The 20,989-nt window shown below is 54.4% G+C and carries 12 protein-coding genes and 7 pseudogenes; 9 read left to right on the top strand and 10 right to left on the bottom strand.

Annotated features, from left to right (window positions below):
- Positions 1-33: 33 nt before the first annotated feature.
- The 4 genes and pseudogenes from ubiB to rmuC form a co-directional block, all read right to left on the bottom strand.
- A pseudogene (gene ubiB, locus ABDK09_23185) lies at positions 34-1,669 on the bottom strand (ubiquinone biosynthesis regulatory protein kinase UbiB).
- A complete protein-coding gene (locus ABDK09_23190) occupies positions 1,666-2,271 on the bottom strand; it encodes an SCP2 domain-containing protein (protein XAW89489.1) in 606 nt (201 codons plus the stop codon). Before ABDK09_23190 ends, ubiB begins: the two are co-directional and overlap by 4 nt.
- 9 nt (positions 2,272-2,280) lie before the next feature.
- Positions 2,281-3,061 (bottom strand): annotated as a pseudogene (gene ubiE / locus ABDK09_23195) (bifunctional demethylmenaquinone methyltransferase/2-methoxy-6-polyprenyl-1,4-benzoquinol methylase UbiE).
- 48 nt (positions 3,062-3,109) lie between these two features.
- Entirely contained in the window at positions 3,110-4,633 is a 1,524-nt protein-coding gene (gene rmuC, locus ABDK09_23200) for a DNA recombination protein RmuC (GenBank protein ID XAW89490.1), read from the bottom strand.
- A 127-nt stretch (positions 4,634-4,760) separates the two neighbouring features.
- Here rmuC and ABDK09_23205 point away from each other — a divergent pair, with 127 nt between their 5' ends.
- Positions 4,761-5,666: a DMT family transporter gene (locus ABDK09_23205; GenBank protein XAW89491.1), complete on the top strand. Its 906-nt coding sequence runs from the start codon at positions 4,761-4,763 to the stop codon at positions 5,664-5,666.
- Between the two features lie 18 nt (positions 5,667-5,684).
- Here the strand turns inward: ABDK09_23205 and ABDK09_23210 are convergent.
- From ABDK09_23210 to ABDK09_23235, 6 genes and pseudogenes are all read right to left on the bottom strand, one after another.
- Positions 5,685-6,494, bottom strand: a pseudogene (locus tag ABDK09_23210) (HDOD domain-containing protein).
- Positions 6,495-6,574: 80 nt separating this feature from the next.
- Entirely contained in the window at positions 6,575-7,414 is an 840-nt protein-coding gene (gene araC / locus ABDK09_23215) for an arabinose operon transcriptional regulator AraC (GenBank protein XAW89492.1), read from the bottom strand.
- Positions 7,415-7,479: 65 nt separating this feature from the next.
- Positions 7,480-8,025 (bottom strand): hypothetical protein, encoded by a 546-nt coding sequence (locus ABDK09_23220; protein ID XAW89493.1) that lies wholly within the window; start codon positions 8,023-8,025, stop codon positions 7,480-7,482.
- A gap of 54 nt (positions 8,026-8,079) precedes the next feature.
- Positions 8,080-9,583 (bottom strand): annotated as a pseudogene (gene araA / locus ABDK09_23225) (L-arabinose isomerase).
- Positions 9,584-9,596: 13 nt separating this feature from the next.
- Positions 9,597-10,346, bottom strand: coding sequence for an L-ribulose-5-phosphate 4-epimerase (locus tag ABDK09_23230; protein XAW89494.1), 750 nt, complete (start codon positions 10,344-10,346; stop codon positions 9,597-9,599).
- Position 10,347: 1 nt separating this feature from the next.
- A pseudogene (locus ABDK09_23235) lies at positions 10,348-12,043 on the bottom strand (ribulokinase).
- Between the two features lie 361 nt (positions 12,044-12,404).
- Between ABDK09_23235 and ABDK09_23240 the strand changes: the two are divergent.
- From ABDK09_23240 to yjfF, 8 genes and pseudogenes are all read left to right on the top strand, one after another.
- Positions 12,405-13,404 (top strand): annotated as a pseudogene (locus ABDK09_23240) (arabinose ABC transporter substrate-binding protein).
- A gap of 76 nt (positions 13,405-13,480) precedes the next feature.
- A pseudogene (araG, locus tag ABDK09_23245) lies at positions 13,481-14,996 on the top strand (L-arabinose ABC transporter ATP-binding protein AraG).
- A 17-nt stretch (positions 14,997-15,013) separates the two neighbouring features.
- A complete protein-coding gene (araH, locus tag ABDK09_23250; GenBank protein XAW89495.1) occupies positions 15,014-16,000 on the top strand; it encodes an L-arabinose ABC transporter permease AraH in 987 nt (328 codons plus the stop codon).
- 349 nt (positions 16,001-16,349) lie between these two features.
- Positions 16,350-17,309: a galactofuranose ABC transporter, galactofuranose-binding protein YtfQ gene (ytfQ, locus tag ABDK09_23255; GenBank protein ID XAW89496.1), complete on the top strand. Its 960-nt coding sequence runs from the start codon at positions 16,350-16,352 to the stop codon at positions 17,307-17,309.
- A 111-nt stretch (positions 17,310-17,420) separates the two neighbouring features.
- Entirely contained in the window at positions 17,421-17,567 is a 147-nt protein-coding gene (locus ABDK09_23260) for a hypothetical protein (protein ID XAW89497.1), read from the top strand.
- Positions 17,548-18,927 carry a sugar ABC transporter ATP-binding protein gene (locus tag ABDK09_23265; GenBank protein ID XAW89498.1) on the top strand — a complete coding sequence of 460 codons (1,380 nt, stop codon included), beginning with the start codon at positions 17,548-17,550 and terminating at the stop codon, positions 18,925-18,927. Before ABDK09_23260 ends, ABDK09_23265 begins: the two co-directional genes overlap by 20 nt.
- 10 nt (positions 18,928-18,937) lie before the next feature.
- Positions 18,938-19,954 (top strand): galactofuranose ABC transporter, ATP-binding protein YtfT, encoded by a 1,017-nt coding sequence (ytfT, locus tag ABDK09_23270; protein XAW89499.1) that lies wholly within the window; start codon positions 18,938-18,940, stop codon positions 19,952-19,954.
- Positions 19,861-20,940: a galactofuranose ABC transporter, permease protein YjfF gene (gene yjfF / locus ABDK09_23275; protein XAW89500.1), complete on the top strand. Its 1,080-nt coding sequence runs from the start codon at positions 19,861-19,863 to the stop codon at positions 20,938-20,940. The genes ytfT and yjfF overlap by 94 nt, the downstream gene beginning before the upstream one ends.
- Positions 20,941-20,989: the final 49 nt, after the last annotated feature.

Consider the following 20,989-nt stretch of genomic DNA (forward strand, 5'->3'; position numbering starts at 1 on the left):
ATTAGTTACACAATTATTTCAAGAGTTTAACGTCTACTGACGATAAGCTCGCCAACTAAACAGCCAAAATGTGACGCCGGCAATCGCACTGCCTGCCGCCCATTGCTCGTAGTGGCTGGACACCAATATTGCCGAGCATACGACTAAAGTGGCGCCAACACCAAATAAAAACTTACCCGTCGCCTGCTGGCGCTTACTGTCACGGTAGCCCTGATAAAACTGCTCCATGCGGGTATTCAAATTTTTGCCCTGCTTGAGACTGTCATACAGTAACTCAGGCAATTCAGGCAGTTTTTCTGCCCAGAAACGGCGCTTTTTCTTTGATGGCATTCACCACCGCCTGCGGGCCGACCTGGTTCATCATCCATTTTTCCAGAAACGGCTTAGCGGTTTGCCAAAGGTCGAGCTGCGGATACAACTGACGCCCTAAACCTTCTACGTAGAGCAGCGTTTTCTGGAGCAGTACCAGCTGCGGCTGCACTTCCATATTGAAGCGACGCGCGGTGTTGAACAGATTGAGCAATACATGGCCAAACGAAATATCGCACAGCGGTTTAGCAAAAATCGGTTCGCACACAATACGGATCGCCACTTCGAATTCATCGATATTGGTATCCTGCGGAACCCAACCGGAGTCAACATGCAACTGAGCGACTTTGCGGTAGTCGCGGTTGAAAAACGCCAGAAAGTTTTCGGCCAGGTAACGTTTATCTTCTGCATTCAAGGTACCAACAATACCGCAATCAAGACCAATCCACATCGGGTTGTCCGGATGTTCAGGGCTGACAAACACATTGCCCGGATGCATATCGGCATGAAAAAAACTGTCGCGGAAAACCTGAGTGAAAAACACCGTCACACCCCGTTCAGCCAACAGTTTCATATTGGTACCATTGGCTTGCAGACGAGCAACGTCTGAAACCTGGATGCCGTATATTCGCTCAGAAACCATGACAGTTTTATTACTGAGGTCAGTAATAATTTCCGGTACGTACAGTTCATCACTGCCTTCGAAATTGCGCCGCAGCTGGATGGCATTGGCGGCTTCGCGGCGCAGGTCGAGTTCATCGAGCAGGGTTTTCTCGTACTCACGTACCACTTCCACCGGCTTGAGGCGACGGGCTTCCGGGGTAACCCGGGCCAGGATGCGCGCCAGACGGTACATCAGTTTCAGATCGGCATTGATGACCGGACGAATATCCGGACGAATCACTTTCAGCACCACTTCACGGCCATTGGACTTGAGCTTAGCAGTGTGTACCTGAGCAATAGAAGCCGACGCGAGCGGCTCAATATCAAACTCATCAAACCAGGTTTCCAGCGGCCCGCCGAGGGCTTTTTCCATCTGCTGCTTGGCCAGTGCGCCATCAAACGGCGCGACTTTATCCTGCAGCAGGGCCAGCTGATCGGCAATATGCGGCGGAAACAGGTCACGTCGGGTCGACATCATCTGACCGAACTTGATCCACACCGGGCCAAGCGCCTGCAGCGCCAGGCGCAGCCGTTCACCCAGCGGTTTATCCGCATGCTGGTTACGAATCCAGAAAATTGATTTGCGCGCCAGACGCGGCACCCGTGCCAGCTGATGATCCGGCAGGAACTCGTCGAGACCATACTCAAGCTGGACTTTGATAATCCGGTATAAACGTTTTACTTCGGCCAGGGTCATACTCGTTCCAACAACTGGGCTAAACGGGCTTCAACGCGTGCAGCCTGGCTTTTGACATCATCAACCTGATCACAGAAATGGGCGATCTCGAGCGGAGCCGGAGCAACACGCCACTCTTCGGTCAGTACCTGGCCGAGGTGATTCTGATGTTTGCTCAGCTGGGCATGCAATACAGCGCCGACATTTTTCACCCCTTGTACCAGACTGTGGGCAACCACATCACCGGTAACACGAGACAGCCACTCTTCAATATCCGGCTTGCAGTCGGTCATCAGCTGGGAGAATTTCTGCGCCAGCTGAATGTCCCCTTCCAGCACCAGTTTATCCTGTTTGATCAGACGGGTAATGTTGGCCTGCTCACGCAGCTCAGGCAATACCGAGAGGTGGAGCGACAGATAGCAGTCCGGCTCACCTTCATAGTGAGCCAGCACATCAATCTGCTGGCTAAAGATAAAGGTCAGGGTTTTATTCAGCTCTTTGAGATGAACCTGGATCACCTGCCCCTTAAGGCGGGCCAGGCGGCGTTCGAGTTCAGGATCATCATGAATCAGGGTATTGAGCGATGATTCTATCACCGCCGTAACTAAAGGTTCAAACGGCATAAGCGGTCCTTAGAATTTGTAACCGCGGTGCAGAGCCACAATGCCGCCAGTCAGGTTGTAGTAGCTGGCATTCTCGAAACCGGCCTCTTCCATCATTCCTTTCAGGGTTTCCTGATCCGGGTGCATACGAATCGACTCCGCCAGATAACGGTAGCTGTCGGCGTCGTTGGCGATCAGCTGGCCCATCTTTGGCAGAATGTGGAATGAGTAAGCATCATAAACTTTCGACAGCGGATCAAGCAGCGGTTTGGAGAACTCCAGTACCAGCAGACGACCGCCCGGCTTCAGTACGCGGTACATAGAACGCAACGCTTTGTCTTTGTCAGTCACGTTACGCAGACAAAAACTGATGGTGATACAGTCAAAATAGTTGTCCGGGAAACGGCAGTTCTTCTGCATTGGCCTGCACATAGTGCACGTTGCCGACAATACCGCGATCACGCAGCTTATCGCGGCCGACATTGAGCATCGAGTTGTTGATGTCGGCCAGGATCACATGACCTTTTTCGCCCACGATACGGGAGAATTTTGCGGTCAGGTCACCGGTACCGCCGCCTAGATCCAGAATACGCTGCCCCGGACGTGCGCCGGAACAATCGATGGTGAAACGCTTCCACAGACGGTGAATCCCCCCCGACATCATGTCATTCATCATGTCGTATTTGGCTGCCACTGAGTGGAACACCTGGGCCACTTTGGTCGCTTTTTCTGCGGTCTTTACTGTCTCAAAACCGAAATGGGTGGTTTCTTGATTCTCTGCTGTATTGGTTTGCACTCTGGTATCCGTCATTGTGTTTCCTCTTGAGCCGTTTTCACGACTAAACTGCAACTGCGGCGATTAGTTTACTTTATCCTCAGCTTGATGTCTTTCTTCTAACCCGAAATCTGTTTCATGCTGAGCCTTTTCGACCCACTGCTGGCCGATAGAACGTTTGACTTCTACCCCAAGCTGTTTAAATCCTTCCGCCTGACGAATCGCGTTACCACGACCGCTGGCCAGTTTGTTCATCGCGCCCTGATAACTCTGGTTGGCTTTATCCAACGCGCCGCCCAGCCCTTCCATATCATCGACAAACAGACGCAGCTTGTCATACAGGCGGCTGGCCCGCTCGGCGATGAGCTTAGCGTTCTGGTTCTGGCGGTCGTTACGCCACAGGTTGTCGATAGTGCGCAGCGCCACCAGCAAGGTGGTCGGGCTGACCAGAATAATGTTGTGCTCCATCGCATCTTTGACCAGGCTCGGGTCAGCCTGAATCGCCACCTGGAACGCCGGTTCAACCGGAATGAACATTAATACGTAATCCAGGCTCTGAATGCCTTTAAGCTGATGATAATCCTTCTGCCCCAGCCCTTTGATGTGACTGCGCAGTGCCAGCAGGTGATCGCGCAGCGCCACATCACGCTCGGCATCTGTCTCGGCATGGAAGTAACGCTCGTAGGCCACCAACGCCATTTTCGAGTCAATCACCACCTGTTTGTCATGGGGAAGATGGACAATCACATCCGGCTGATAGCGTTTACCCGCCTCGTTTTGCAGACTGACCTGGGTCTGGTATTCGTGCCCTTCACGCAGGCCGGACTCGGCCAGTACCCGCGCCAGCACCACTTCTCCCCAGTTGCCCTGCTGTTTATTGTCACCTTTCAGCGCCTGAGTCAGGTTAAGCGCTTCTTTCGCCATCTGTTCATTGAGGCGCTGCAGATTACGCAGTTCATGCACCAGCGTATGGCGCTCTTTCGCTTCCTGGTTAAAACTGTCATTGACCTGACGCTTAAAGCCGTCCAGCTGCTCGCGCAGGGGTGACAACAAACCATCCAGACTCTGCCGGTTCTGCTGATCCACCTTGGCGGTTTTAGCTTCAAACACCTGATTGGCCAGCTGTTCAAACTGCTGCTTGAGGCGCTCTTCGGCGCGCTCCAGCAGCTGCAGTTTTTCCTGGCTCGATTCCAGTTGCTGCTGATGACGGGCCTGCTGCTCATGCAGCTGCACTTCAAGCTGCGCTTTTTCCTCACGCAACCGGCCCAGTTCATCGCTGTATTGCTGCCGCTCCTGCTTAATCGCCTCGAAATAACGCAATTTTTCCAGCACCGCCATCATTTTGCCGTGTGACTGGCGCAATTCGAATTCCGCTTTATCACGCTCCTGATCGAGCTGTTCCAGCTCCTGCTGGGCACTGCTCAGTGATTGTTGTAACTGGGTGGTTTGCTGTTCATGCCAGCGCGCTTCGCTGCTCAGTTGCTGCTGCAGCAACTGCGCCTGAACCTGATACTTTTGCTTTACCCACCAGCCCACAGCCACCCCGGAAGCAGCAGCGCCACCCAGGGCGGCTAAACAGGTTTCCAGATTGTCGAGAATCCATTGCATAATAACGGTTTACTTACTTTTGATTGTTGATAAAAAGAGTATTTCGATACTGGATAAATGTCCAGTTTGTCGACACATTATTCCGCGATTAGACTAGCGGCTGATCAACCATGGAATGGAAAATTGTATGAATGAAGGTCGTGCCCTGGGATTAGGGCTGAGTGCTGTATTACTCTGGTCTACCGTCGCCACCGCGTTTAAACTGACTCTGGCCCAGTTCACGCCAATCCAGATGCTGACCGTGGCCTGTATCGTCTCGGCTCTGGCGCTGCTCGCCATCTGCTGCTGGCAGGGTAAGCGTCACCAGATCATCCCGACTCTGATTGCCAATCCCGGTTATTACCTGCTGCTTGGCCTGATCAATCCGCTCGCCTACTATCTGATTTTGTTCAAAGCCTACGACCTGCTGCCGGCCTCTCAGGCTCAGGCGATCAACTACAGCTGGGCCATCACCCTGACCTTGATGGCGGCGCTGTTTCTCGGCCAGAAAATCCGTGTTCAGGACTGGATTGCCTGCGTACTGAGTTATTTCGGCGTGGTGGTGATCGCCACGAAAGGCGATGTGCTGGGTTTGCAGTTCGACAGTCCGCTCGGCGTCGGACTGGCCCTGCTCTCTACCTTGCTGTGGGCCGGTTACTGGATTCTGAATACCAAAAACAAAGCTGACCCTGTGGTCGGCGTACTGCTCGGCTTTGTTATCGCCATCCCGTTTGCAATTGCGATCAGCCTCTATGAAGGAGCCGCCTGGAGCCACATCACCGCAAGCGGCTGGGCAGCGGTCACTTACGTCGGCCTGTTTGAAATGGGCATTACCTTTGTGCTGTGGCTGAGCGCACTGAAAAGCACCAACAACACCGCCCGCATCAGCAATCTGATTTTTGTTTCTCCGTTTGTATCGCTGATTTTACTTGCCACCATCATCGGCGAACAGATTCACCCGACCACACTGATCGGGCTGGTGCTGATCATCACCGGTCTGGTTATTCAGCAGTTCAAACGTAAACGCAGTAAACTGGCGGCAGAAAAAGCCTAGAACAACTGATGGGCCAGTTTCGGCACCCTGACCGCGCATCTGGTCGATGACGACATAGTGCTGCGGGTCAAGCTTGAGTGCTTTCGCCGCCGGATGACGCGCAAGAAACGCCTGCTTTTCCTGCGCATCAAACAGTGAATCCCAGCGGCGGTGAACATCACGCGCCAGGTAAAGCACACACGCCAGGCGTTTCGATTGCTCCGCCTGGCCGGGATGATTGACATGCTCGATGGCATCCGCCATCTCGGGCGGAAAATTCCACTCTTTCGCCAGCTGAGCCCCCAGCTGTTGTGAATCGACGCCCAGCAACTCCTGCTGCACCTCACTGGCTTTTTCCCCCTGGCGGACACGCTGTTCAATCTGTTCAGCCATGGTCGGTTCCAGCGCGTGAATCATCAGCTCACCGATATTATGCAAAACCCCGGTGGTAAAGGCCTCATTTGGATCCAGCTTGAGCGGTTTGGCCAGCTTGCTGGCGATCATGGCGATTTCAAATGTGTTCGACCAGTAGTCTTTGATATTGAGCGTTTTCAGCGCCGGAAACACCCCAGACACCACAGAAGAAGAGATCAGGGTGCGCACCGCACCACTGCCGACGCGGACAATGGCATCGCTGATGGTCGATACCCCTTTGCTTGCAGTGCTGCCAAACTGAGCCGAATTAGCCATACGCAGCACTCTGGCGCTGAGTACCTGATCCATCGACATCTTGCGCGATAAATCACTGAAATCGACATTGTCACGATTAACCATATTGAGCAGCTCCTGCTGGATACTCTCGATACGGGGCAATTCATTGAGGCGGGAGATCAGGGCTTCTTGATTCATTCTTGCACTCCTTGTAGCAGCCAACAGAAATACTATAGGACAGATTTCAGCGCGGCAGCAGTGCAATAATGAGAGATTTATCAGGTAATTTGCTCGCGGTACATTTTCGGGCTTACCCCGGCTTTACGCTTGAACACCCGTGAAAAATAGAGCGGGTCGGAATAACCGACAATCCGGCCAATATGGTTCACTGAATAGTGAGTAGTCACTAACAGTTGCTTGGCACGGCTGATACGCTGATCATCCCGCCACTGAGTGATGGTCATCTTCATCTCATCACGAAACAGATGACCGAGCCGAGACGGCGACAGGCAAGTATGAGCTGCGATCTCCTCCAGAGTGAAATCCTGGTTGAGATTCTGGGTCATATAGTTAATGGCCTGGATAATACGCGGGTCGAGCGGTTTACTGACCACATCCGGTTGCACGGTTTTACAGCGGATCAGTAGCTGCTCCAGCAGGTTAATCGCCAAATCATCACGATACGGCATATCCGACTTGGCGGTATACTCAATATCGACAAACAGGTTTTCGATATGCTCTATCGTCTGCGCATCCAGCCCCTGAGTCAGGAACACGCCGTTACGCTCTTCCTGCCAGCTCAACCAGTCATTCCAGAATGCTCGCGGACGGAAATAAACCCAGCGATGGAACCAGGATGCACTGTCGGTTTTACGATGATAGAAATGGTTGGCGCTGGGTGGAAACAGCAGCAGATCGCCCGGTTTCACGTGAAACATCTGTTCACCGCAAAAGATGGTACCTTCGCCTTTGCTGGTGATGTTAATAATGTAGCCCTTCATCCCGCCGGGACGGTCTATGGTGTAGTCCAGTTCATCGCCTTCAATGATCGGCGTCAGCCCGGCCACCAGGTGCGCATCGAAATTGTAGCCAGGTTTGAGAGGATCGGTTGTTTGCATAGACCAACAGTCGCTGAATTTTTCCCTAGTGTAGGGGCTGCCTGTTAGCTTGGCGATTTTTGAGTTCACACTTTTTCCAATACAATCCACTGGGTGGCAGAAAATGCCTCACGAAACAAATCGGTTTTGGCCGCCTGGCGGATAAAATCACTCGGCAGACCATGTCGCGCACGCTGCCAGTGATGGGAAGACGCAGCCGGCAGCTCACGGCTGGCCGTCGCGGTTGGCGCTGGCTGCGCCGTGACAGGCTGGATGACATGGCGGATATCAAGCCGGGTCGGAATGCTGTTACGCGCCAGATACTCAATCACCACCGCCGGCTGTTCCGATTGCTGATGAAAGAAGTAATTCATGTTGAGTGACAAACGGTCACTATGATGCCACTGGCACCACTGCTCGATACGCTCGGCACGATGACGAAATTTCCACTCCGCCGCGGACAGATCGAGCAGCTCACCATTATTGGTCAGTTCCAATCGTCCCTGATAAAGCATCTGCCCGGCGTGATACAACTGAAATTCGATCGGACGGGCTATCGACACCGTCAGCGTCCACAACTGATGATGAATATCAAAGCTGCGTTGGCTACAAGACTCGTCTGCGGTCACCATGCATTACCTCTTTGTGCTTATGCGTCCCCTCTGCACGCAGAGGGGACAGACTACTTAAACGCCGGAAGCCAAGCGATAGTAAACACTTTGCATTTTAAGCTCCGACTTGAATTGACGCAGATTGGTCTGCTGGTCGATAAGCACCATTTCCATGCCCAGCATATCCGCGTAATCACTCAGCATCTCAACGCTGACTGCTTGGCTGTAAGCACTGTGGTGCGCGCCGCCGCCATGAATCCAGGCCGCTGCCGCGGTTTGCAGATCCGGCAGAGGCTGCCACAGGGCATGCGCGACCGGCAGATGCGGCAGGCTTTGTGGCGGCTCAACCGTGTTGAGACAATTAACCAGCATGCGGAAGCGATTACCGAGGTCAATCACTGAAACATTGAGTGCAGGTCCCTGTTCACCGCTGAACAACAAGCGGGGTACATCGCAACGCAGACCGATGGTGTGCGGATGGATTTCCAGCTTAGGCTTCGCCGCAGCAATGCTCGGGCACACTTCCAGCATGTGTGCGCCCAGCACCTGATCGGTCGCGCCAAAATGGTAAGTGTAATCTTCCATAAATGAAGTGCCGCCAGCGCGGCCTTTACCCATCTGCTTCATGATGTGCACCATGGCAGAGGTTTTCCAGTCGCCTTCGCCACCATAACCGAAGCCTTTCGCCATCAGGCGCTGTGTTGCCAGGCCCGGCAACGATCCCAGTCCGGTCAGGTTTCTCGAAGGTATTGGTGAATGCACTGGCGCCGACTGAAGTGAGAAAGCGTTCCATGCCGATTTCCAGCCGGGCTTCACGCTGCATAATCTTGCGCAGATCACTGTCATTGATCAGCGCCGCATCCATTTCATAGCTGGAGGCGTATTCGTCCAGCATACGTGCTACATCCGCCTCGGAGACGGCATCCACGACTTCGGTCAGTTCGCCCAGGCCGTAAGCATTGACTTCATAGCCAAACTTAATCTGCGCTGAAACTTTGTTGCCTTCCGTTACTGCCACCTGACGCATATTATCACCAAAGCGCGCTACTTTCAGGCTTTGACCGACCGCGATACCCACCGCAGCGCGGCACCAGTCATCAATCTGCTCATGCACCTGCGGATTCTGCCAGTGACCAACCACGACTTTACGGTCGATATCCATCCGGGTACCGATAAACCCGAACTCACGACAACCATGCGCACTCTGGTTAAGGTTCATAAAGTTCATATCGATCGAATCCCACGGCAACGCGGCATTGAACTGAGTATGCAGGTGTAAAAACGGCTTGTTGAGCTGGCTCAGGCCGGCAATCCACATTTTGGCCGGTGAGAAGGTATGCATCCACAGCACCAGGCCCAGACAGTCCGGATCGTTATTGGCTGCGCGGCACACAGCGAGGATTTCGTCCGGCGTTTTCACCGTACCTTTATCCACCATAGGCACCGAAATCGCGGCAGATTCATTCAGCCCCGCCACGATGTGAGCACTGTCCTGCGCCACTTGCTGCAAAACTTTCGGGCCATACAGATGCTGAGAGCCGGTTACAAACCATACTTGCTTATCGTTAAATACTTTCATTCTATTTCCCTGCTTATTTTTTATGACTGTCGGCCTGGCCGTAATAGGCATTAGCGCCGTGTTTGCGTAGGTAATGTTTGTCGAGCAATGCCTGATTGATGTATTCCACCGCCGGATTGATCTGCAGTGTCTGCAGCGCCATTGACGCCACCACTTCCATCACCACAGCGTTATGCACCGCCTGGTGGGCATCTTTACCCCAGCTGAACGGGCCATGCTCTTTGACGATCATGCCCGGTGTCGCCATCGGATCCTGATCGGCCAGTGTTTCCACCATCACCAGGCCGGTATTGAGTTCGTAATCGCTGGCAATTTCTGCGTTCGACAGCGCGCGGGTACATGGAATACTGCCGTAGAAGTAATCCGCATGCGTGGTGCCCAGAGCCGGAATGGCCTTACCGGCCTGAGCCCAGGCCGTGGCATGTGGTGAATGGGTGTGCACCACCCCGCCGATGTGGGCATAGGTGCGGTACAGCACCAGATGCGTGGCAGTGTCGGAAGACGGATTCAATTCTCCCTCGACAATGTCACCAGCCAGGTTGACCACCACCATGTTGTCAGCGCTGAGATCTTCATAAGCCACACCGCTCGGCTTAATCACCACCAGCCCGGATTCGCGGTCAATCGCGGACACATTGCCCCAGGTGAATGTCACCAGGTTGTGGCGCTGCAGATCCAGATTGGCCTGCCACACCTCGTGGCGCAGTTTACGCAGACGCTCAGCCTGCGGACGCACCGAATTGAGAGTTGCCTGTTGAGTCATGTTATTGCTCCTGCGCTTGATGAAATTCCGCCAGCTGCTCCAGATGCTGACCTAACTGACGATACCCCTGATAACGACGGGCGCGCAGCGCCTGCAACTCAGGGTTTGGCTGATACACAGCACTGATTGGGCTCGCCATGACCTGCTGTGCCTGCTGCGCGTCGGCGTATACCCCGGCCGCTACCGCGGCAAATATCGCCGCACCCAGCGCGCAGCACTGCTCTGAACGCACCACGGCAATCTCACGTCCGATCACATCGGCACACATCTGCATCACATAGGGTGATTTTTGCGAGATACCGCCAATGGCAATCACCCGCTCCACGTCCACACCCTGATCAACAAAACAATCCACGATGGCTTTGGCACCGTGCGCGGTGGATTCAACCAGCGCAGCAAACAAAGCCGGCACTTCCGAGCCGAGATTAAGGTCAGCCAGCGCACCTTTGAGGCGCTGGTTGGCATAAGGAGTGCGGCGACCGTTGTGCCAGTCCATTGCCAGTGGAGAATGCGGATTAAACTGATACTGCGCCGCCGCATCAGACAGCATAGGGATCAGCGCTTTTTCCAGCTCATCCAGGGTTTGCTGCGCATCGGGGTGCTGAGCCGCGAAGCTCTGCAGTGGCCACAACAGGACCCGCTTCAGCCAGGCATAAATGTCTCCAAAGGCCGACTGACCGGCCTCAAGTGCCATCAGCGCGGGCAGCGCACTGCCTTTGACCTGACCGCAGATGCCGTGAATCGTGCGATCGCCGACATCTCCGGCATCGACCATTAAAATGTCGCAGGTTGAGGTACCAATCACCTTGACCAAATCATTCGCGCCCGCGCCGGCGCCAACCGCGCCCATGTGACAGTCAAACTCACCGACGGCCACTGCAATCCCGGCCGGCAGGCCCAGCATTTGCGCCCATTGCGTACTCAGTTGCCCGGCCTGCTGCTCAGCGGTGTAGACCTGACTGAACATGCGGGCACGCATACCATCCAGCGTGGGCGAAATCGCCGACAAAAATGCCTGATCAGGCAGACCGCCCCAGCTGTCGTGCCACATCGCCTTGTGTCCGGCAGCACAAATACCGCGCCGCAGCGTATCCGGATGCTGGTTACCGCTCAGCAAGGCAGGAATCCAGTCACACAGTTCAACCCAGCTGTGCGCGCGCGCTGCAACCGCCGCATCCTGCTCACTGACCCAGGCCGCTTTGGCCCAGAAACCATTCCGAGGAGTAGATGCCGCCGATGTATTTGGTGTAATCGGTAAAATCACCGCTGTGTGCCAGCTGGTTGATCCGCTCCGCCTTGGCCACCGAAGTGTGGTCTTTCCACAAAATAAACATCGCATGCGGGTTATGCTCAAACTCCGGCAGCAGTGCCAGCACATTGCCATCCGCATCAATCGGCGCCGGCGTGGAACCTGTGGTGTCGACGCCGATACCAACGACCGCCTGAACCACAGCAGCCGGCTGTCCGGTTAAGGCGTCCTTAACTGCCGCCGTCATCGCTTCAATGTAATCTCGCGGGTGATGGCGAAACTGAGACTGTTCCGGCTGGTTATACAGGCCCTGCATCCAGCGCGGATAATAAGTGACACCGGAGGCCACCTCTTCGCCACTGGTCGCATTAACCAGTAAGGCACGTACCGAGTCCGAACCGAAATCAAGACCGATGACATACGCAGGCTGAGTAGCAAAATGCTCCATAACAACTCCATGTAGGGTGGGATTTTTATTTTGTTATAACTCCGCCACGCTCCGGCAACCATGACCACGACCGCTACATATATGGATAAAAACGCCACATAGACAAAAGCGTGCTGTTGTTTAAAAAAAGGGCAAGCGATAAAAAGCTCACCAATAGTGCGCAAATACCGCGATTTTCAGCCTATCAACACGCCAAGTTCGCACCAAGAGCTGGCAACTGAGATCCGCATCATGTTCCCTCCCGCTAAATGAATGGACAAAATCGCTACAATCTTTAGGTGTGATTTTGGTCACTTCAACCTGGCGCGGAATCTTCAACTATGGATAGCGAAACAAACCCCTACCAGCGGATGGAATAACAATGAAACTAAAAACCCTACTCTCTACCGCAGTCCTCAGTGGATTGACCTTGTTAAGTGCTTCTGCCAATGCGTTCTTCGGTTCGGATGATGAATTGCGGCTTGGTTATCTGGTTAAACAGCCGGAAGAAACCTTGGTTCCAGACTGAATGGTCGTTCGCCGAACAAGCGGGCAAAGATCTCGGTTTTGAAGTGGTCAAAATGGCGGTGCCGGATGGTGAGAAAACCCTTAACGCCATCGATACCCTGGCCGCACAAGGCGCGAAAGGCTTTGTAATTTGCACGCCGGATCCAAAATTGGGGCCGGCCATCATGGCTAAAGCGAAAAGCTATGACCTTAAAGTGGTCACAGTCGACGACCAGTTTCTTAACGCGAAAGGCCAGCCGATGACCGACGTGCCGCTGGTGATGATGGCGGCGACCGCCATCGGTGAACGCCAGGGTCAGGAGCTGTATAACGAAATGACCAAACGTGGCTGGGATGCCGCCACGACTGGTGTAATGGCCATTACTGCCGATGAACTCGATACCGCGCGCCGTCGCGTGGATGGCTCGATTTCCGCACTGAAAGCGGCTGGTTTCCCGGCCGGACAAATCTACCGCGTACCAACCAAAACCAATGACATTCCTGGTGCACTGGATGCGGCCAACTCACTGCTGGTGCAATACCCGAACGTGAAACAGTGGCTGGTGGTCGGCATGAACGACAACACAGTCCTGGGTGGCATTCGCGCCACTGAAGGTCAGGGCTTTGGCGCTGACAACGTGATCGGCATCGGTATCAACGGTGTGGATGCCGTCAACGAACTGGCTAAATCTCAGCCAACCGGCTTCTATGGCTCTCTGCTGCCAAGCCCGGACGTACACGGCTATCAAAGTATTGAATCGCTGTACAAGTGGGTCAAAGACGGTGTTGAACCGAATAAATTCGTCGAAGTCACCGATGTGGTACTGATCACGCGCGATAACTTCCGTGACGAACTGGCGAAGAAAGGCCTGTAAGTCCCTGCAGGGTGGCGACCGCCTTTCGGTCGCCACCGGATTCCACGGAGAGAAAGGATTAAACGGAGAGAACGTTATGGCGAAGTCCCCCTCTTATCTCGAATTTCGTAACATTTCCAAGCATTTCCCCGGAGTTAAGGCTCTGAGTAATATCAGCTTCCGCGCCAATGCCGGCAGCGTGCATGCTCTGATGGGTGAAAACGGTGCCGGAAAATCGACGTTACTGAAAACCTTGAGCGGGTTCCATAAACCAACCGACGGTCACCTGGCGATCGACGGCAAGGAGCACCTGTTTGACTCCACCAATGATGCGCTGGAACAAGGCATCGCAATTATTTATCAGGAACTCAACCTGGTGCCGGAACTGAGTGTGGCGGAAAACATCTACCTCGGTCAGCTGCCGACCAAAAACGGCCGGGTGGATAACGACACTCTCAACCGCAACGCGCGGGTGCAACTGGAACGTCTGGGTGAAACCTTTGACCCGTCGCGGCCGCTGAAAGAGTTTTCGATTGGTCAGTGGCAGATGGTTGAGATTGCCAAAGCGCTGAGTCGCAACGCGCAAATCATCGCCTTTGACGAGCCGACCAGCAGCCTGTCACAACGGGAAATTAAAAACCTGTTTAAGGTGATTCGCGAACTGCGTGATGACGGCAAAATCATTTTATATGTCTCGCACCGCATGGAAGAGATCTTTGATCTGTGCGATGCGATCACCATTTTTAAAGACGGCACTCACGTGCAGACCTTTGATGATCTCAGCGAAACTGAGCCACGATCGCCTGGTTGAGCTGATGGTCGGACGGGAAATCAACGACATTTATAACTACCGCGGACGCCAGCATGGCCAGAGCGGATTGCGCATCGAAAACTTCCAGGGGCCGGGGCTAAGCGCGCCGGTCTCGCTCGACATCAAACAGGGGGAAATCCTCGGTCTGTTTGGTCTGGTCGGTGCCGGCCGTACCGAACTGACCCGGCTGATTTTCGGCGCTGAACGCGCAACAGGCGGCGATCTCTACCTGCATGATGTCAAAATCGGTATCAAAACCCCGCAGGATGCGATTCGTGCCGGTATCACCCTGTGCTCGGAAGACCGAAAAGCTGACGGCATCGTACCCATCATGTCAGTGCAGGAAAACACAAACATCAGTGCCCGCCCCTGGTACCTGAAATTCAACAGCCTGATCGACTTTGAATGGGAAAAGCGCAACGCCCAGACCCAGAAAGAGGCACTCAATGTCAAAGCCTCTTCCCTGGAACAACCGATCGGCAAGCTGTCGGGTGGCAACCAGCAAAAAGTGATTCTCGGCCGCTGGTTATCGACGGCAATGAGCGTGATCCTGCTCGATGAACCGACCCGTGGTATCGATGTCGGCGCCAAATCGGAAATTTATGAACTGATTTTTAAGCTGGCTGAAAACGGCGTGACCGTGCTGGTCGTTTCCAGCGACTTACCGGAAGTACTTGGTATTTCTGACCGCCTGCTGGTGATGAAAGATGGTGCCGTGAGCGGTGAACTGCAGCGGGACGAGTTTAATGAACAAGCGGCCCTGCGTCTGGCGATGCTGGGCAATGAAGCTGTCGCAGCTTAACCCTGAGGAAGAATGTTATGTCTTTATCCAACCCTACCAAAGTGATCGATAGCGAGCCTGGCCGCTCAAGTTTTAACTTCGCCAAGATCTGGGACAAATTCGGCATGCTGATCGTGTTTGCCGGCCTGTTTCTGCTCTGCGCGCTGTTTGTGCCCTACTTTGCTACCTTCATCAATATGAAAGGCCTTGGCCTGGCTATCTCCATGAGCGGGATGGTGGCCTGTGCGATGCTGTTTTGTCTCGCCTGTGGCGATCTCGATCTGTCCGTGGCTTCGGTCATTGCCTGCTCCGGCGTGGTGACAGCAGTCGCGATCAACGCCACCAGCAGCGTGGTGCTCGGCGTCGGGGCAGGTCTGTTGTCCGGCGTAATGTTTGGTCTGCTGAACGGCTTTGTGATCGCCAAACTGCAGATTAACGCGCTGATCACTACCCTGGCGACGATGCAAATCGCGCGCGGTCTGGGCTACATCATTTCCGACGGTAAAGCGGTCGGCATTACCGAAGAGAGCTTTTTTGCGCTGGGGAACTCATCCCTGCTCGGCATCCCGACCCCGATCTGGCTGACCATAGTGACTTTCGCGGTGTTTGCTTTCCTGCTCAACCGCACCGTGTATGGCCGTAACACCCTGGCCATTGGTGGTAACGAAGAAGCAGCCCGTCTGGCCGGCGTCAACGTCGTCAAAACCAAGATGATCATCTTCACCGTGTCCGGCTTTATCTCAGCGCTGGCCGGGGTGATTCTGGCGGCGCGCATGACCAGCGGTCAGCCGATGACCTCGGTCGGTTTCGAACTGGTCGTAATTTCAGCCTGTGTTCTGGGTGGTGTATCGCTCAAAGGCGGCATAGGTAAAGTCTCTTATGTGATTGCCGGGGTGCTGATCCTAGGCACCGTTGAAAATGCGATGAACCTGCTGAACATGTCACCGTTTGCCCAATATGTCGTGCGCGGCGCAATTCTGCTGGCAGCCGTTATTTTTGACCGCTACAAACAGAAATCGCAGTAAGTGGGGAACTTTCTGCTGTTTTGCCTCCTTATTGCCTGCAATAAGGAGGCTTTTTTATGCGCCGCTTTTCATTCACACCATTCAGCCTGCCCCATTATCACGACTCGCGGCGAAATGGCGGCGAATAACAGCAAAACTGCGCAATAATGCTAATAAAATGGACATATTTGCTGGCAAAACCTTTCTGTGACCGAGCTCTATCTGATTAACAATTGATCAACCTATTATTAACTCACTCTCATATCTGACCCGCTGATAACACATTCTAAAACCCCAGCGCCAGATAACTAAAAACCATACGTCTACTCCGAGAGTGAAACAAAAAAATCAACAAGATAGGGAATAAATCATGTTAAAAAAACTCTCTTTAGCTGCCTCCGTCAGTGCGGTACTGATGTCCGGTTCACTGCTGGCCAACACCCTTACCGTCGGCTTTTCGCAAATCGGTTCTGAATCCGGTTGGCGCGCCGCCGAAACCGCCGTTTCCAAAGCAGAAGCAGAAAAACGCGGGATTAACCTCAAAATTGCTGATGCACAGCAAAAACAGGAAAACCAAATCAAAGCGGTCCGTTCGTTCATCGCCCAGGGCGTGGATGCCATTTTTATCGCCCCTGTGGTACAGACTGGCTGGGGGCCGGTTCTGGAAGAGGCCCGTGACTATGACATTCCGGTCTTCCTGCTCGACCGCGGTATCAGCGTAGAAGATGACTCGCTCTATACCACCGCCATCACCGCTGACAACGTACTGGAAGGTAAAGTCGCCGGTCAGTGGCTGATTGATAAAGTCGGCACCAAAGCCTGTAACGTGGTTGAGCTGCAGGGTACCGTCGGTGCCAGCGTGGCGATTGACCGTAAGCAGGGCTTTGCCGACGCGCTGAAACAGGCTGACAACGTGCAGATAGTCCGTACCCAGTCTGGTGAATTTACCCGTAGCAAGGGCAAAGAAGTGATGGAGAGTTTCATCAAAGCGGAAAATAACGGCAAGAATATCTGCGCGGTGTTTGCTCACAATGACGACATGGCGATCGGCGCTATTCAGGCAATTAAAGAAGCCGGCCTCAAACCGGGCAGCGATATCGTCATTGTCTCTATTGATGCGGTGCCGGATATTTTTAAGGCCATGCTTAACGGCGAGGCCAACGCCACCGTCGAGCTGACGCCGAACATGGCCGGTCCTGCCTTTGATGCCCTGATTGCGCTGAAAGACCAAGGCACCGTCCCTCCCAAAAAAATCGTGACCGAATCCAAGCTGTATCTGCCGGATGACGCCCAGTCGCAACTGGAGCTGAAACAAAACCTGGGTTACTGATGTGATGTGGTCATCACAGATCTGAATAACTGGCTTATCCAAGTCACTCACGGTCAGCGTGAGTGACAGATTCAGCGGTGCCCGGCCCAACGGGCACCTTCGGGAGCGATTATGTCTTTAGCACACCAATCACCAACGCTGCTCAGTGCGCGCGGGATATGCAAATATTTTCCCGGAGTGAAAGCACTGGATAAGGTTGATTTCACCCTGCAGCGAGGCGAAATCATGGCGTTACTGGGTGAGAAACGGCGCCGGTAAATCGACCCTGGTGAAAACTCTGACCGGGGTTTATCAGCGCGACGGCGGCACAGTGGAACTCGACGGCGAGACCATCACGCCGCACAACACGGCTCACGCCCAGCAACTGGGGATCGGCACCGTGTATCAGGAGGTCAACCTGCTACCTAATATGACGGTGATGGACAACCTGTTTATCGGCAATGAACCACGTAAATGGGGCCTGGTCGATCGCCGCACTATGGCCAGAGAAGCCCACGATATCGTTCGCAGTTACGGACTCGATATTGATGTCAGCCAGCCGCTCAATCATTTTTCGGTCGCGATACAGCAGGTCATTGCCATCGCACGCGCCATTTCGCTGTCAGCCAAGATACTCATCCTCGATGAGCCGACCGCCAGCCTCGACAGCAACGAAGTCGCCATGCTGTTTACCATCATGCGCCAGCTGAAACAACGTGGTATCAGCCTAGTGTTTATTACCCATTTTCTCGATCAGGTGTATGAAATCAGCGACCGTATTACCGTGCTGCGTAACGGTCAGCTTATCGGCACCCGTGACACCGCTCAGCTGCCCCAGCTGGAGCTGGTGAAAATGATGCTGGGGCGCGAGCTCGACCAGAGTGCTCTGCAACGGGCCGGTAAAACCCGCCTCAGTGATGAACCTGTGGTGGAATTTCATCAGTTTGGCAAACAGGGCTGTATCGCCCCGTTTGACCTCAAAGTACATGCCGGTGAAATCGTCGGCCTGGCCGGCTTACTCGGTTCAGGCCGCACTGAAACCGCGCAGGTCATTTTTGGAATCGAGCGCAGCGACAGCGGCGAATGTCGCCTGAAAGGACAGCCGGTTGCCATCCGCTCAGCCCGTCACGCCGCGCAACTCGGTTTCGGCTACTGTCCGGAGGATCGCAAAACCGATGGCATCATAGGTGCCGCCTCCGTGCGTGAAAACATCATTCTCGCCCTGCAGGCGCAGCGTGGCTGGTTCAAGCCGGTGCCGCGTAAGGAGCAGGACGCTATCGCACAACGTTTTGTGCGCCAGCTTGAGATTAAAACGCCGGATATTGAACAACCGATTGAGTTTCTCTCCGGCGGCAACCAGCAAAAAGTGCTGCTGGCACGCTGGCTGCTGACCAAACCCAAATTTCTCATTCTGGATGAGCCGACCCGCGGCATCGATGTCGGTGCCCACGCCGAAATCATCCATCTGATTGAAAGTCTGTGTGCCAACGGCCTCGCCCTGCTGGTGATCTCCTCTGAGCTGGAAGAGCTGGTCGGTTACGCCGATCGGGTACTAGTGCTGAAAGACCGGCGTCAGGTGGCGGAAATCACCACTGGGGATCTCTCTGTACCGGCCATCATGCAAGCTATCGCGATGTAAGGAAGACGTTATGACCATTCTCAACACCCCGGTGCTGGGCAAGCAGCACCACCGCTCCGGATCGCTGCCCAAAGGCACACCGCAATTGGCCGCGCTGGTCCTGCTGTTTGTTATCAATGCCCTGATCGCCGATAACTTTTTCTCCATTCATATTCAGGATGGCCGCCTGTTTGGCAGCGTGATCGATATTTTTAATCGCGGAGCCCCGGTCGCTTTGCTGGCTCTGGGCATGACCCTGGTCATCGCCACTGGCGGGATTGATCTCTCGGTCGGTGCGGTGATGGCGATCAGCGGCGCTGTGCTGGCCAGTATGGCGCAACAAGGCTACGCGCCGGGCACCATTCTGCTCTGTGCCCTGCTGTCCGGCGTGCTGTGCGGACTATGGAACGGCTTTCTGGTCGCGATCTGTAAAATCCAGCCGATTGTCGCCACGCTGATCCTTATGGTGGCCGGACGCGGCGTCGCCCAGCTGATCACCGAAGGCCAGATTGTCACCTTCAGTAACACCAGCCTGGCTTGGTTTGGCAGCGGCTCGCTGCTCTATCTGCCAACGCCGATTGTACTGCTGCTGCTCAGTGCCCTGGCATTGTGGGCTCTGACCAAAAAAACCGCGCTCGGTCTGTTTATTGAATCAGTGGGTATCAATATCCGGGCGGCCAAAAACGCCGGTATCCATACCCCGGCGATCGTGATGTCTGTCTATATGCTGAGCGGCGTCATGGCTGCTGTGGCCGGCATTATCGTCGCGGCGGACATTCGTGGTGCAGACGCCAATAACGCCGGACTGTGGCTGGAAATGGATGCCATTCTGGCGGTCGTCATTGGCGGCACAGCGCTGATGGGCGGCCGTTTCAACCTGCTGCTGACCCTGGTTGGCGCCTTCATTATCCAGAGTATTAATACCGGGATTCTGCTGTCCGGTTATCAGCCGCAATGGAATCACATTGTCAAAGCCATGGTGGTACTCACCGTACTGATTCTGCAATCACCGGCGGTGTTGCAGCTGCTGAAGAGGAAATCATCATGATGCAACGTCATTTTCCGCTGTTAATCACCATCGGCGTGTTTCTGCTCGGTTACCTGTACTGCATGGTGGAATTTCCGGCCTTTTTGTCCACCAGGGTCATCTGTAACATTCTGACTGACAACGCCTTTCTCGGTATTCTTGCCGTCGGCATGACCTTTGTGATCTTATCCGGCGGTATCGATTTATCGGTTGGCTCAGTGGTGGCCTTCAGCGGGGTATTTCTCGCCACTGTGATCGGAGACTGGGGCCTGCATCCGTATCTGGCCATGGGGCTGGTACTTATCATGGGCGCACTGTTTGGCGGCCTGATGGGCTGGGTGATCGATGCTCTCAAGATCCCGGCGTTTATTGTCACTCTGGCCGGGATGTTTTTCCTGCGCGGGGTCAGTTTCCTGATTTCCGAGCAGTCACTGCCGATTGAGCACCCGGTGTACCGCGAGTTATCACGCAGTGCCTGGCATATTGCCGGCGGCGGCCGTCTCAGTCTGATGGCGGTGGTAATGCTGGTGATAGTGGTTGCCGGTATCCTGCTGGCGCACCGCACCCGCTTTGGCAACAACGTCTATGCCGTCGGTGGTAATGCCGCGTCTGCCGCCCTGATGGGGGTGCCGGTCAAACGCACAACTGTCGGTATTTATATGCTGTCGACCTTTCTCGCCACCTGCGCCGGAATCGTGTTTTCCATCTATACCTCAGCGGGTTACCCGCTGGCAGCGGTCGGTGTGGAACTGGATGCGATTGCTGCCGTGGTGATTGGCGGCACACTGCTGTCAGGCGGAGTGGGCACTGTGTTTGGTTCGCTGTTTGGCGTGTTGATTCAGGGCCTGATTCAGACCTACATTACCTTCGATGGCACCTTAAGCTCGTGGTGGACCAAAATCATTGTCGGGATTCTGCTGTTCAGCTTTATTGCCCTGCAACGCCTGCTGCTGGTAATGAGCGAGCGGCGCCGTCACCTCAGCAGCGCAGCGCTCAGCGGCGGATAAAAACAAAGCCGCCGGAGATCATCAATCCCGGCGGCACATAGCAAGCAGT

It is taken from the genome of Vibrio sp. CDRSL-10 TSBA (assembly GCA_039696685.1).
Taxonomy (GTDB): domain Bacteria; phylum Pseudomonadota; class Gammaproteobacteria; order Enterobacterales; family Vibrionaceae; genus Vibrio.